Source organism: Streptomyces sp. NPDC001393 (genome assembly GCF_053597455.1).
This window is the reverse complement of sequence record NZ_JBSFIH010000017.1, coordinates 106,960-119,669: the sequence shown is the minus strand read 5'-3', so window position 1 is coordinate 119,669 and position 12,710 is coordinate 106,960. Positions and strand designations below refer to the sequence as shown.

The window sequence follows — 12,710 nt, the reverse complement described above, 5'->3', positions numbered from 1 at the left end:
CATGACGTGGATCGCCGCGGTCGCACGGTTGCGGGCACGCCGGGAGTCCGGCGTGCTGGTGACCGTCGCGACCGTGCGCGGTCATGCCCCGCGCGACGCAGGTGCGAAACTCGTCGTGGGGCAGACCGAGACATGGGGCTCGATCGGCGGCGGCAATGTCGAGGCCGTCGCGATCGACCGGGCCCGGGAGATGATCGCCGTGTCCAAGCCGGAGCCGGAGCTGATCGATTTCGCCCTGAACGACAAGGTGACCAACCAGCACGGCGTGCAGTGCTGTGGCGGGACGGTCTCGGTGTTGCTCGAACCGCTGCCGGTGGTACGGGCGGTGGCGATCTTCGGAGTCGGGCACGTCGGGCTGGAACTGGCGCGCATCCTGGCACGTCAGGATCTCGACCTCCATCTGATCGACACGCGTTCCGACGTCCTCACCGAGGAGCGGCTCGCCGTGCTGGCGGATGCGGTGGCGCAGGTGCACGTGCATCACACGCCGCTGTTGCCCGAGGAGGTGCTGGAGGAGTTGCCGCGCGGCACCCACGTCCTGATCATGACCCATGATCATGCCGAGGACGCCGCTCTGTGCGACGCCGCCCTGCGCACGAACCATCTCGGCTCCATCGGGCTGATCGGGTCGGCGGCCAAGTGGGTGCGGTTCCGCAAACGCCTCGCCACCGAGGGCGGTCACGACGAGGCCACCATCGATCGGATCAAGACTCCGATCGGGCTGGCCGACATCACGGGCAAGGAGCCCGCGATCATTGCCCTGAGCGTCGCCGCCGATCTGGTGCGCACCTTCGAGACCGAGAAGAACTGACTCTTCCACCGGATCGCCAGGGTGCCCCGCGCTCATGTCAACGAACATATGCGGGGCACCCTTTCGGTCAGACGCGGTGTCAGCCGAGGCTGTTGCCCCACAGCGAGGTGTCGGTGCTCTTGAGGCTGGGGACGCCGCCGTACGTGCCGCCGTCGACGGTGACGAGGGGGGCGGAGAGCTGGTCCTCCAGAATTCCGTCGCGGACCCGCACGATGGTGCTCTCGTGCTCGGTCCTGCCGGGCTTGAATGTCTTCCCGTCGATCGCGGCCTTCAGGTAGTACAGGGCGTACTTGGCGTAAAGGTTGGCCGGCTGGGACACGGTGGCGTCGATGGTGCCGCTGGAGATGTCCTTCAGTTCCCTGGGGATGCCGTCGTTGGAGACGACGACCACGTGTTTCCTGTCCTTCGGGGCTGCCAACAGCCCTTCCTGCCTGAGCACGTGGAGCGTCCCGGACAGGGCCAGGCTGGACTGCAGGTAGACGCCCTTGATGTCCGGGTGGGCGGTCAGGTCGGTCTGGAGCTTCTGCGCGGCGACGGCGCCGTCCCAGTTGGTGGTCTCGCCGAACACCGTGATGCCCGGGTAGTGCTTCTTCATGCAGTCGTCGAATCCCTCGGTGCGGTCACGGCCGTTGATCGATGCGAGGTCGCCCTCGAGCATCACGACCCTGCCCTTGCCGTCCAGCCTGGTGCCCAGGTACTTGCATGCCTTCTCGCCGTAGGCGCGGTTGTCGGCGCGGACCACCATGTAGACCTTGCCGGTGTCCGGGCGGGTGTCGATGGTGACGACCGGGATCTTCGCCGCATGCAGCTGCGCCAGGATCGGCGCGATGGCAAATGTGCTCTGCGGGGCCATCGCGATGCCCTTGACGCCCTGGAGGATGAACGTCTGCGCGTTGGCGGCGAGTTTGGCGACATCGTTCTGCGAGTCGGTGGTCCTGAGCGAGAGGCCGAGCTGCTGGGCGTACTCCGGCGTGTACGTGATGTACGCGTTCCAGAAATCGGTGTCGGAGCGCGGATAGTCGACGCCGACCAGCGGCTTGCCGCCGCTCGACGCGGTCGTGCTGCCACCGTCGCCGCTGCAGGCGCTGAGCAGTCCCAGTGCACAGAGGGCCGAAGCAGTGGAGCAGAGGACGGATCTGAACCTCATCGGTACTTCCTGGCGCTGTCCCGGAACGCCTGCCGTGTACCCCCGGAAGGGCTGGCTGTGAAATCCAACATACATGCGAATACGGTGGTCAGGCGCGCCCGTGCGCCTGCTGCGTGTGCCGGGACAGCGAGTCGATGACCACCGCGGCGAAGAGCACCCCGCCCGTGATCACCAGCTGGAGTGCGGTGGGCGTGTCGGTGAGGGCCATGCCCGAGGCGATCGACTGGATGACCAGCATGCCGAGCACTGCGGACCAGGTCGTACCGCGTCCCCCGAACAGGCTGGTGCCGCCGATGACGGCGGCGGCGATGGCGTTGAGCAGCAGGACGCCGGAGCCGGAGTTCTGGCTCACGGACGTGATGCGCGAGGCCAGGAACAGGCCGCCGGTCGCCGCCAGGGTGCCGGAGACCGCGAGCACGGCCGTCTGTACGCCGGTCACGCTGAGGCTGGCGCGACGGGCCGCCTCGACGCTGCTCCCCAGTGCGTAGACCTGCCGTCCGTAGGGCGTGCGCCGGAGCGTGATGTCGAGGCCCGCCACCACCGCGAGGAAGATCAGCAGAGCGAGGGGCAGGCCCTGGAACTGGTTGAGCACGTAGGCGGAGGCGAACGCGATCACCGCCACCACTGCTGTGCGCACCCCGATGGCACGCAGCGGGCGGTGTGGCATGCCGACCTCCCTGCGGCGGCGCCTGTCCAGGTAGGAGGCGAGGAAGACCAGAGCGGTGGCGAGTGCCGCCACCGCGTAGGCGACGGCGGCGTTGGTGAAGTAGTAGCTGGTCAGGTGGGCGATGAGCCCGTTCTCGTCGAGGTTGACGGTGCCGCTGGTGCCGAGGACGGCGAGCATGAGGCCGTTCCACGTCAGCAGCCCGGCGAGGGTGACCACGAAGGCCGGCACCCGGGTCCTGGCGACGGAGTACCCCTGGAGGGTTCCCGCCACGGTGCCCGTCAGCACGGCGGCGATCAGGGCAAGCCATTCCGGTACGCCGTTGTTGACGCTGAGCACGGCGAAGACCGCGGCGGCGAGCCCGCTGATCGAGCCGACCGACAGGTCGAGTTCACCGAGCAGCAGCACGAAGACGATGCCGACCGCGATGAGGCCCGTACCCACGATGTCCACGCTGAGGTTGGACAGGTTACGGGGCGAGAGGAAGGTGGAGTTGATGCACTGGAAGATGATCCAGACCGCGGCGAGGACGAGGGTGACGGGAAGGTGGCCCAGTTCGCCGGCGCTCAGCCTGCGCCGCCGGACCGCGATCCAGCTCGCCACAGCACGGGCGGCCGCCCACCTGGCGCGGCGCTGACGGGCTTCTGCGGTGGCTGCTGCGGGATCGGCCCGCGTCTCGTCCGGCATGTCACGCATCCCTTTCACCACTCGGCCTCGCGGTGGGCCGGCCGGCGGGGCGCGTTGTCCGTGGCGCCCGTGATGCAGGAGATGATCTGCTCCTGGGAGGTGGTGCTCACGTCGAAGAAGCCGTTGTTGCGGCCGAGCCGCAGCACGGCGGCCCGGTCCGCGAGGGCCTTCACATCACCCATGTTGTGGCTGATGAGCAGGATCCCCAGGCCGTGGTCGCGGAGACGGTCGACGAGGTCGAGGACCTCGGTGGTCTGCTCGAATCCCAGCGCCGCGGTCGGTTCGTCCAGGAGAAGGACGCGCGGGTCGCCGAGAAGCGAGCGGGCGATGGCGACGGTCTGCCGCTGGCCGCTGGACAGTGACACCACGGGACCGCGCAGATCGGGGACGCTCCGGGTCAGGCGCTGAAGCAACTGCATGGAGCGGCGCTCCATCTCCACCTCGTCGAGGAAGCCGAACCTGCGGATCTCCCGTCCGAGGAAGAGGTTGCCGACGACGTCGAGGCCTCCGCACAGCGCCAGGTCCTGGTAGACGGTGGCGATGCCGAGGTCCCGGGCTTCCTGGGGCCGCCGGATGTGAACGGTCCGGCCCTCCCACTCGATGCTCCCTTTGTCCGCGGGAGCGACCCCGGAGATCACCTTGACCAGGGTGGACTTGCCCGCTCCGTTGTCGCCGAGCAGGGCGAGGACCTGGCCGGCGTGGATCTCCAGCTCGATGTCCCGGAGGACCTCGACGACGCCGAAGCGCTTGCACACGCCGTGCAGGGCGAGCAAGGGGGGCGACAAGAGAGTCATCTCCTTCCCGGGCCTGGGGCCGGCCGGTCCCGCCTGTCAGGTCAGCCCGGCCTTGTGGCAGTCGTCCGCGAGGGGCGGGGCGCAGATCTGTGCGAGCGTGTACACGCCCTCCTTCACCAAGGTGTTCTTGATGGTGGCAAGAGTCACGGGCACCGGGGTGAGCAGCACGGCCGGAACCTCAGTGCGGCCGCCGGCTTTCACCCGCGTGGTGGCCAGCCCGTCGAGGCGCTGACCACGCGCGGCGGCCACGGCCATGGCGCCGCCGGCGGCAGCCTCGGGTCCGAACGGCTTGTAGACCGTCATGTACTGGTCGCCGCCGACAATGCGCCGTACGGCTGCGAGCTCGGCGTCCTGCCCGGTGACGGGTGGCAGCGGGCTGACCTTGTTGGCCTTGAGGGCGGTGATACTGCCGGCGGCGAGGCTGTCGTTGGCGGCGTAGACGCCGTTGATGTTGCCGGCGCCCAGGGCGGAGATGGCCCCGGACATGTTCAGGTTCGCCGCCTCCGCGCTCCACTGGGGTGTGTCGTACTCCTTGGCGATCGTCACCTTCCCCCGGAGTTCGGACAGGGCGCCCTGCTTGAACGACAGCGCGTTGGGGTCGGCCGGGTCGCCGTTCATCATCACGATCCGGCCGGCGTGCGCCTTGGCGCCCATGGCCGTCAGCAGCGCCTTGCCCTGGAGCCTGCCGACCTCCTGGCCGTCGAAGGAGACGTAGCCCGAGATCGGGCCCTCGGCGAGGCGGTCGTAGGCGATGACCGGGATGTGCGCGGCGGCCGCTCTGTCGACCGAGGGGCGCATGGCCCTGGCATCGACGGCCGTCAGCACGATGGCATCAACCCCGTTGGCGATCGCCGAGTCCATCTGCTCCTGCTGGATGGCCACGTCACCCTTGGCGTTGGCGTGCTCGATCGTGCAGTCGCCGCACAGCTGCCGGATCCTCTGTTCCAGCAGGGGCCTGTCCTGCGTCTCCCAGCGGGCGGTGATGGAGTCCGGCAGCAGCACGCCGATCTTCCGCGCGCTCCCTGGGCCGGAGGTGTTCCCGGCGCCCGATCCGCAGGCGGTGAGGGACGCGGCCGTCGCGAACGCGGCCAGGGCAAGGGCGGTGCCCCGAACGCAGGCATTCATGCGCGAGGCCTCCCTCCTCCCTGGAGCCACGCGGCTGCGACCGCGGTGCAGCGGCGTGGTCCACCGGGGCGAGGCGGGGTCTCGGCCCGCACGCGCCCGGACCGGACGAAAGCGGCATAACGACCACTTCGTCAGTGTGGCACCGGCCATGATGAACTGCGAACTCGGTGCCGCGCAGTCGACGCGACGGCAATCTGTCCGGTTCATCCCTCTATGCGATTCTGGTAGGGGGGAGTGCCCGGTGGCCGCCGGTCGGCACCTCGGCACGGACGGGAGGTGGATGCGGACATGCCTCACGACGGCAGCGCCCGGGCCGGACTCTCGCAGCCGGGGACAGCCGAGGCCGGCATCGCGGACACCGGCTCACCACCGGCGCCGGAGACCCCCGTGAGCGTCCGCGCCCTGACGTTCGCCGGAGCGGAGCTGACAGTGCTCTATGTGCCCGGCGCAGGATCTGACGACCTGCGGTCGGTGGACACGGCCGGACGCGCTCCCGCCGAGTACGGGCTGCCCGAGCGCCTGGCCCTGTCCGGAGGCTCGCCCGAGGCCCACGCCTTCCGTGGCCCCGGCCCCGTGTGGCTGACCCCCGCGGCACTCGCCTCCTACCCCGAGGGATGTCCGGCGCCGCCGCGAGAGCGGACATCGCTCGGTGCGTTGCCCCTCGGCGCCGAGGGCGGACGGCTCGGCTGCCTCGTCGTCGTGGGCGCCGGTGAGAACGGCTTCGACGCCGAGCAGCAGCGCTTCCTGGAGCGCTATGCCGACGTGGTCGCCGACGTGCTGGAGGCCGGGACCGGCGACGGGTCGCCACCGGCACCCTTGGGTTCCGCGCTGCGCCGCATGAGCGTCGGCTCCTTCGTCCTGGTACCGGAAACCGGCGTGATCGACGCGGACGAGACGCTGTGCGAACTGGTCGGCATCCGGCCGGACGACTTCGACGGCAAGGCGGACTCCCTGCTCGCGCACGCACTGCCGGAAGACCTGCACGCGCTGATGTCGGTGCTGGAGCCGTCCACCCGGGCGTCCGGCCGACGGGAACTGGACTTCCGCGTCCGCTGCCCCACGGGTGAGATGCGCTGGCTGAGTCTGAGGTGCCGCGTGGCGGCGGGTGCCGACGACCGGCCGGAGCAGGTGCTGGGCGTGGTGACGGCCACCTCGGTCCTGCACCGGGGCGCCGACGACGTCTCCCGGATCCAGTGGTTGACCGCCGCACTCGACAAGGCCACCACCGTGCGCGACGTCAGCCACGTGGTGATCACCGCCCTGCGCGAGCCCCTGAGCGCCGACCGGGTGGCGCTCGCCGAGCTGCAGCACGAACGGCTCCAGGTCACCCTGCTCGACCCGCCGCACCCCGCTGCCTGGCCGCAGACATGGCGTGGCCAGTGGCGTTCGGAGTGGCCCGACGCACCCCTCAGCGCCCTGCCCACCCTGCAGAAGGCTCTGCGGGACGGACGTATGGACCTGTGGCCGGCCGGCACCGCCTTCGAACCGGGACTCGACGGCATCGGCCCCGGAGGCCTCGCGGTCCTGCCGCTGCCCGCGAGGGGCCGGGTCGTCGGCGTGTGCCTGATCGGCTGGGACCGGAAGCACGAGTTCGTCCCCGAGGAACGTTCGCTGCTGACCGCCGCCGCCTCACTGGCCGGCCAGGCCCTCACCCGCGCCCACGCCCATGACGCCGAACAGGAACTCGCGACGATGCTGCAACGCAGCCTGCTGCCGCGACGTCTGCCCGAGCTGCCCGGCGGGATCGCCGTCGCCCGCTACCTGCCCGCCCGGCGAGGACTGCAGGTGGGCGGCGACTGGTACGACGTCATCGCCCTCTCCGAGGACCGGGTGGCGCTGGTCATCGGCGACGTGCAGGGGCACAGCGCCGCAGCCGCGACGATCATGGGCCAGATGCGTACCGCGGTCAGGGCGTACGCGGTGGAGGGCCACCCGCCCGACGTGGTCGTCTCGCACGCCAACCGCCTCCTCGTCGGCATGGAGACGGATCTCTTCGCCACCTGCTGCTACGCCGAACTGGACATGGACGAGGGCGACGTCCTGTTCGTCCGGGCCGGGCACGTTGCACCGCTGCTGCGCCATCCCGACGGCAGCACCGAGGAGGTCGAGGTCGAGGGCGGCCTTCCGCTGGGCATCTCCATGGATGCGGACTTCCCGATGACCGCGGTGGCACTGGCGCCTGGGACGGTGCTCGCCCTGGTCACCGACGGGTTGATCGAGGCCACCGACCTGTCCCTGGACGAGGGCATGCGCCGCACGCGCGCCACCCTCGCCGCGGCCGACCCCTCGGATCCCGGGCGGCTGGCCGACGCCCTGCTGGGCGACGTCGGCCGTCGTGAGGACGACGCGGCCCTGTTGCTGCTGCGCTACGACGGCATGAAGACCCGGCCGATCCGGTCGGGCTGGCTGGTGTGGCGGCTGCCCGACGCCGTCATGCACGCCCGCCGGTTCACCGCGCGCACGTTGCGCCGCTGGAACGTCGAAGAAGCCACCGACCCGGTGCTGCTGGTGGTGTCCGAACTCGTCACCAACGCCCTGGTGCACACCCAGGGCCCGGTCCGTCTCGACCTGGTGCTCCGCGGGGACCGGGTGCGTGTCTGCGTGAGCGACTCCTCTCCGCGGGCGCCCGCCAAGCCCGTGATCGTGGACTGGGAGTCGACCGGCGGCCGGGGTCTGCTCCTGGTCGAGGCGATGTCGGAGTCCTTCGGCACGGTGCCGGTGGCCGGCGGCAAGCAGGTGTGCAGCGAGATAGCGGTACCGCGTCGTGCACCGGCTTCGGTGGGCGCAGAACCGGACGCAAGGACGGGGACCGATCATGACGTGCCATAGGCGGAACGTGCGGCCCCGTACACGGTATGTCGTCGGCACCCTGGTCGCGGGCCTGCTGACCATGTCCTCGGCCGCCTGCACAGGGGGCGGAAAAGCCGGCACGGACAGCTTCACCGTCGGCCTGCTGCTGCCGAGCCGGATGGCGCCACGCTGGGAGAACTCCGACAAGCCGTTGATCGAGCAGCGGGTGAAACAGCTCTGCCCGCACTGCAACGTCACCTATGCCAACGCCGACGGCGACTCAACGGCCCAGCGGCAACAGATGACCGCCATGATCACCGAGGGGGCCAGGGTCCTCATCCTCGGCGCCACCGACAACAGAGCGCAGCGCTCCTCCGTCGAGGAGGCGCACGACGCGGGCGTCCCCGTCATCGCCTACGACAGGCTCGCCGACGGGCCGGTCTCGGGCTACGTCAGCTTCGACGGCGTAAAGGTCGGCATGCTGCAGGCCCGGGCCCTCCTCAAGGCCATGCACACCCCGGCCAGAGACCGGACCATCGTCATGATGAACGGCGACCCGACCAGCCCCAACGCCGTGTCGTTCAAGAGGGGCGCACTGTCCGTCCTGCGGGGGAAGGTGAGGATCGGCCGTTCCTACGACACCCCGGGCTGGAGCCCGAACAACGCGAACGCCGACATGTCCGCCGCCATCTCGGCCCTGGGCACGGGCCGGATCGACGGCGTCCTGGTCGCCAACGACGCCATGGCCGCAGGCGTCATCTCCGCACTCAAGAGCGCCCACGTCAGGCGCCTTCCACCGGTCACCGGCCAGGACGCCGACCTCGACGCGGTGCAGCGCATCATCAACGGCGAGCAGTCCATGACGATCTACAAGTCCTTCCGCGCGGAAGCTGAGGCAGCCGCTGCCATGGCCGTCGCCCTGGGCCGTGGCGAGAAGCTGCGCACCATCGCCAGGACGACGACAGACAGCCCTACCACCCACCACATCCCGTCCGTGCTGCTCACCCCGGTCGCTGTGACAACCGCCAACATCAGGCAGACCCTCATCAAGGACGGTGTGTACACCTTCGCCCAGATCTGCCCACAGCAACTGCGGGCCGCTTGCACGAAGGCGGGGCTGACTCCATAGACGGGCGGTACGGGCGGCCGTCTGTCGGCCCCGGATCACAGAGATCCCACAAGAACCGCGCCTACGGTGCCTCGGCGGAGGCCGGCAACGAGGGGGAGCGCCATGGATCGTTCGCGTCGTCTGGGCGGGCGCTACCGTCTGGAACACGTTCTGGGTCGCGGGGGGATGGCCGAAGTATGGCTGGCGTACGATCTGCTGCTGTTCCGCCGGGTTGCCGTGAAAACGCTCCGGCCGGAACTGGCGGCCGATGCCGAACACTGGGCGCGATTTCGCCGTGAGGTCGTCTCGACGGCCCTGTTGGGCCACCCGTCCGTCGTCGCTGTCTATGACGCGGGCGAGGACATGCTCGACGGCCGCCGCGTCCCGTACCTCGTGATGGAATACGTCAAGGGCACCACGCTGCTCCAACTCGTGTGCGAGGCACCGACCGTCGCACCCGAGCACGCCCTGGAACTCACCGCCGGCGTGCTGGAGGCGCTCGATCACGCCCACCGCCACGGCATCGTCCACCGGGACATCAAACCGGCGAACGTCATGCTCTCCGACGAGGGCAACGTGAAGGTGACGGATTTCGGCATCGCCCGCTCAGTGGACCGGGCGGGTACGACCCTCACCCGCACCTCGGTGGTGGTGGGGACGGCCGAGTACCTCTCGCCAGAACAGGCCCGGGGCGAGCAGGTGGACTTCCGCACCGACCTGTACTCGACCGGCTGCCTGTTGTACGAACTGCTCACCGGCCGCCCCCCGTTCACCGGTGACACCCCGCTGGCCGTGGCCATGAAGCATCTCTCGGAAGCACCGGTGCCCCCCTCCGCCCGCGCCCCGCAGGTGCCCGCCGCCTACGACACCCTGGTGCTGCGCGCGCTGGCCAAGGACCGGGCGGACCGGTACCAGAGCGCCGAAGAGATGCGCGACGCCATCGGGAAGGTACTGGCAGACCGTGCCACGACGGTCACCACGGCGCTGCCGGCTCCGCCTGCGACCATGCGGCACACCCAGCTACCCCCGTCCCAGGATCCCCGGAAAGAACGCCCCGTGCATCGACGGCGCATCCGCCGCCCGCTCCAGGCGATGGCGGTGCTGCTGGCGGCCGCCGCGTGCACCTACCTGATCACCGGGTCCCACACTCCTGCTCGTCCCCGGATCGCGGCACCCACGCTGATCGGCGAGACGATGGCCGAAGCCCGATCGAGCGCCCAGGCGGCCGGCGTACGTCTCCAGTCCGTCCGACACCGAGTATGCCCTCACCCCGGCACGCCCGTCGGCCGAGTATGTGAACAGACACCCTCGCCCGGCAGCCAGGTGCCCCGTCACGCCATTCTGCGGGTCACCCTGTCTCCCGGCGCACCTCATCGTTGACGACACACCGCTCGACCATCGCTTGGCGGTAGGCGCGGTACGACAAGACCGCCCCGACGTGATCGGTGGCTGCAGTCGGCGAACCCGAACGGCACGTCGGTGAACTGGGGCGTCCCGACTCGGCTGATGGTGCCGCCGTCGCGTACGACGGCGAAGCCTTGCACGAGCGCGTCCTTCAGCCCGACGCATTCGAGGACCTTGCGGGTGCCTTCTCCGCCGGTCGGTGCGTGGACCTTGGCGACGCGTTCATCGCCGCGCTCGCCGACCACGCCGGTGGCGCCGAAGTCGCGGCCCAGGCCGGTGCGAGGTCGCCGATGACGTGTCGAGTCCCCCGGTCATCGCGTCGAGGATCCATGGCAGGCTGCGGTGTGGGGTCCATTGCCGGGTGGTGGTGCGGCGCCGGGGGCGGGTGAGGTCGTCGGAGCCGTCGGCGGACTGCGCCAGGTGCAGGAGGTGGGCCCGTTCGGCGTCGTCCAGCCGCAGCGCCCTTGCGACGGCTTCGAGCACGGCCGAGCGCGTCCTGGCCTCAGACGTCCGCTACCGCTTCGTCATCGACACCGCCACCATCGCCTGTGCAGCGCGGTGGTTCGCCCACGCGACCGGGCAACCCAGTGCCGGAGCCAGGCATGTACCGCCGGTACACCCCTCCACAGGAACTCCCTGACGGCCGCGGAACGCGGTTGTGTGGCATGCGGACGAGCCCTGCGGCGCCTGGGCGCCGCTGGTGAACCGGTGTCCTCCTCCCTGTTCGATTGGAGCCGTGTGAGCACCCCCGTGATCCCGAGCCTGCCGCGCGAGCGGCCGGCCGTGCCCTGGCTGCCGTTCTCGCGTTGCTGACCGTCTTCGGGCCGATCTCGATGGACCTCTACCTGCCGGTGCTGCCCGCGCTGACCCGGGAGCTGCACGCGTCGACGTCGGCCGCGCAGCTCACGGTTACCGCCTGTCTGCTCGGCCTGGCGTTCGGTCAGGTGGGCGCAGGTCCCCTGTCGGACCGCTTCGGCCGGCGCCGTCCCCTGCTGGCCGGTGCCGTCGCCTACGTCGCCACCTCGGTGCTGTGCGCGCTGAGCCCGAGCGTCGAGTCGCTGGTCGCCGCCCGCTTCGTGCAGGGCCTGGCCGGCGCGGTGGGCATCGTGATCGCCCAGGCGGCCGGCCGCGACCTGTACTCCGGCGGCAAGCTGGTGCACTACTACGGCCGTCTGACCGTGATCGGCGGACTGGCCGCGATCGTCGGACCGGTCGCGGGCGGCCGGCTGGCCGCTTTCACCGACTGGCGCGGCATCTTCGGCTTCCTCGCCCTGCTCGGCGCCGTGATTCTCCTGGCCTGCCTGACCGTCTTCCGGGAGACCCTGCCCCCACAGGAGCGCACCGTGGGCGGGCTGGCACAGAGCCGGCGCGACTTCCGCCGACTGCTGTCCGACCGGCTCTTCCTCGGCGCCGTTCTGATCACCGGCTTTGTCAACGCGGCCCTGTTCGCCTATCTCAGCGGCGCCACCTACGTCCTGCAGGGCATCTACGGGCTCTCCCCGCAGGGCTATTCCTTCGCGTTCGGGCTGAACTCCGCCGGATTCATGGCGTCGGCTTCGTCGCGGGACGGCTGTCGGAGCGGTGGTCGGAAAAGGGCACCCTCGTCCTGGGCCTCGCCATGACCCTCGCGGGTGCGGGCGGGCTGCTCGCCACCGCAAGTCTGCAACTGCCGCTGGCGGCCATGGTGTTGTCCCTGTTCACCATGGTCAGCGGCGTGGCCGCCACCACTCCGCCCTCCACCTCGCTCGCCCTCGCGCACTACCCCGAGATCGCGGGCACCGCCTCCTCACTGCTCGGCATGGCGCGCTTCGCCTTCGGCGGCCTCGCCGCCCCGCTCGTCGGCCTCGGCGGCGCCGGCACCGCCCTCCCGCTCGGGCTCGTCACCCTCACCTGCGCCGCGCTCGCCGTGACCGTCCACGCCCTCACCGTCCGCTCCCACACCCGGGCAGCACAACACGCCGTCGCCACCGGGTGGCCCGTCGATCGGGTGACAGCCGCCCCGGAGGCGAAGCCCCCGAGGTGTACGCCTGGTGACGGGGCACCGCGCTCTCGTGACGCTCGTGAGGTTGCCTGGAGCGCACAACGCCTCCAGGCAACCGATTTCAGGCGCTAGAAGAACCCAAGCTTCTTGGGGCTGTAGGAGCAAAGAAAGTCTTTCGTCTGTTGGTGTCAGACTCGCC

General features: G+C 70.3%; 11 protein-coding genes and 1 pseudogene. 6 read left to right on the top strand and 6 right to left on the bottom strand.

Features of this window, described 5'->3' with window-relative positions:
* Position 1 precedes the first annotated feature (1 nt).
* Entirely contained in the window at positions 2–811 is an 810-nt protein-coding gene (xdhC, locus tag ACWC2T_RS20300) for a xanthine dehydrogenase accessory protein XdhC (protein WP_450671764.1), read from the top strand.
* A gap of 79 nt (positions 812–890) precedes the next feature.
* Here xdhC and ACWC2T_RS20295 read toward each other — a convergent pair whose 3' ends face one another.
* The 4 genes from ACWC2T_RS20295 to ACWC2T_RS20280 form a co-directional block, all read right to left on the bottom strand.
* Positions 891–1,958 (bottom strand): sugar ABC transporter substrate-binding protein, encoded by a 1,068-nt coding sequence (locus tag ACWC2T_RS20295; RefSeq protein WP_450671726.1) that lies wholly within the window; start codon positions 1,956–1,958, stop codon positions 891–893.
* A gap of 88 nt (positions 1,959–2,046) precedes the next feature.
* Positions 2,047–3,309, bottom strand: coding sequence for a sugar ABC transporter permease (locus ACWC2T_RS20290; protein ID WP_450671725.1), 1,263 nt, complete (start codon positions 3,307–3,309; stop codon positions 2,047–2,049).
* A gap of 14 nt (positions 3,310–3,323) precedes the next feature.
* Positions 3,324–4,103, bottom strand: coding sequence for an ATP-binding cassette domain-containing protein (locus ACWC2T_RS20285; RefSeq protein WP_450671724.1), 780 nt, complete (start codon positions 4,101–4,103; stop codon positions 3,324–3,326).
* A 36-nt stretch (positions 4,104–4,139) separates the two neighbouring features.
* On the bottom strand, positions 4,140–5,228 hold the full coding sequence (locus tag ACWC2T_RS20280) for a substrate-binding domain-containing protein (protein WP_450671723.1): 1,089 nt from the start codon (positions 5,226–5,228) through the stop codon (positions 4,140–4,142).
* 288 nt (positions 5,229–5,516) lie between these two features.
* On the opposite strand from ACWC2T_RS20280, the gene ACWC2T_RS20275 reads away from it, so the two are divergent.
* From ACWC2T_RS20275 to ACWC2T_RS20265, 3 genes are all read left to right on the top strand, one after another.
* A complete protein-coding gene (locus tag ACWC2T_RS20275) occupies positions 5,517–8,057 on the top strand; it encodes a SpoIIE family protein phosphatase (protein WP_450671722.1) in 2,541 nt (846 codons plus the stop codon).
* Positions 8,058–8,064: 7 nt separating this feature from the next.
* Positions 8,065–9,147: a sugar ABC transporter substrate-binding protein gene (locus tag ACWC2T_RS20270; RefSeq protein WP_450671721.1), complete on the top strand. Its 1,083-nt coding sequence runs from the start codon at positions 8,065–8,067 to the stop codon at positions 9,145–9,147.
* A 102-nt stretch (positions 9,148–9,249) separates the two neighbouring features.
* Entirely contained in the window at positions 9,250–10,506 is a 1,257-nt protein-coding gene (locus tag ACWC2T_RS20265; protein WP_450671720.1) for a protein kinase domain-containing protein, read from the top strand.
* On the opposite strand, the gene ACWC2T_RS20260 is transcribed toward ACWC2T_RS20265, so the two are convergent.
* Together ACWC2T_RS20260 and ACWC2T_RS20255 are read right to left on the bottom strand one after the other, a co-directional pair.
* Complete coding sequence (locus tag ACWC2T_RS20260; protein ID WP_450671719.1) at positions 10,497–10,775, bottom strand: hypothetical protein; 279 nt, start codon at positions 10,773–10,775, stop codon at positions 10,497–10,499. The genes ACWC2T_RS20265 and ACWC2T_RS20260 overlap by 10 nt on opposite strands.
* A 58-nt stretch (positions 10,776–10,833) precedes the next feature.
* Positions 10,834–11,016: pseudogene (locus tag ACWC2T_RS20255) on the bottom strand (transcriptional regulator); the annotation flags it as partial.
* 242 nt (positions 11,017–11,258) lie between these two features.
* Here ACWC2T_RS20255 and ACWC2T_RS20250 point away from each other — a divergent pair.
* Together ACWC2T_RS20250 and ACWC2T_RS20245 are read left to right on the top strand one after the other, a co-directional pair.
* Positions 11,259–12,152 (top strand): multidrug effflux MFS transporter, encoded by an 894-nt coding sequence (locus ACWC2T_RS20250; protein WP_450671718.1) that lies wholly within the window; start codon positions 11,259–11,261, stop codon positions 12,150–12,152.
* The gene (locus ACWC2T_RS20245) at positions 12,149–12,643 is read left to right on the top strand and encodes a hypothetical protein (RefSeq protein ID WP_450671717.1); all 495 of its coding nucleotides are present in this window, start codon (positions 12,149–12,151) and stop codon (positions 12,641–12,643) included. The genes ACWC2T_RS20250 and ACWC2T_RS20245 overlap by 4 nt, the downstream gene beginning before the upstream one ends.
* Positions 12,644–12,710 lie beyond the last annotated feature (67 nt).

What these genes read in the sequence shown, in the direction of transcription:
- xdhC (WP_450671764.1), top strand. Translation starts at nt 2, where the DNA reads ATGACGTGGATCGCCGCGGTCGCACGGTTGCGGGCACGCCGGGAGTCC.
- ACWC2T_RS20295 (WP_450671726.1), bottom strand. Translation starts at nt 1,958, where the DNA reads ATGAGGTTCAGATCCGTCCTCTGCTCCACTGCTTCGGCCCTCTGTGCA.
- ACWC2T_RS20290 (WP_450671725.1), bottom strand. Translation starts at nt 3,309, where the DNA reads ATGCCGGACGAGACGCGGGCCGATCCCGCAGCAGCCACCGCAGAAGCC.
- ACWC2T_RS20285 (WP_450671724.1), bottom strand. Translation starts at nt 4,103, where the DNA reads ATGACTCTCTTGTCGCCCCCCTTGCTCGCCCTGCACGGCGTGTGCAAG.
- ACWC2T_RS20280 (WP_450671723.1), bottom strand. Translation starts at nt 5,228, where the DNA reads ATGAATGCCTGCGTTCGGGGCACCGCCCTTGCCCTGGCCGCGTTCGCG.
- ACWC2T_RS20275 (WP_450671722.1), top strand. Translation starts at nt 5,517, where the DNA reads ATGCCTCACGACGGCAGCGCCCGGGCCGGACTCTCGCAGCCGGGGACA.
- ACWC2T_RS20265 (WP_450671720.1), top strand. Translation starts at nt 9,250, where the DNA reads ATGGATCGTTCGCGTCGTCTGGGCGGGCGCTACCGTCTGGAACACGTT.
- ACWC2T_RS20245 (WP_450671717.1), top strand. Translation starts at nt 12,149, where the DNA reads ATGACCCTCGCGGGTGCGGGCGGGCTGCTCGCCACCGCAAGTCTGCAA.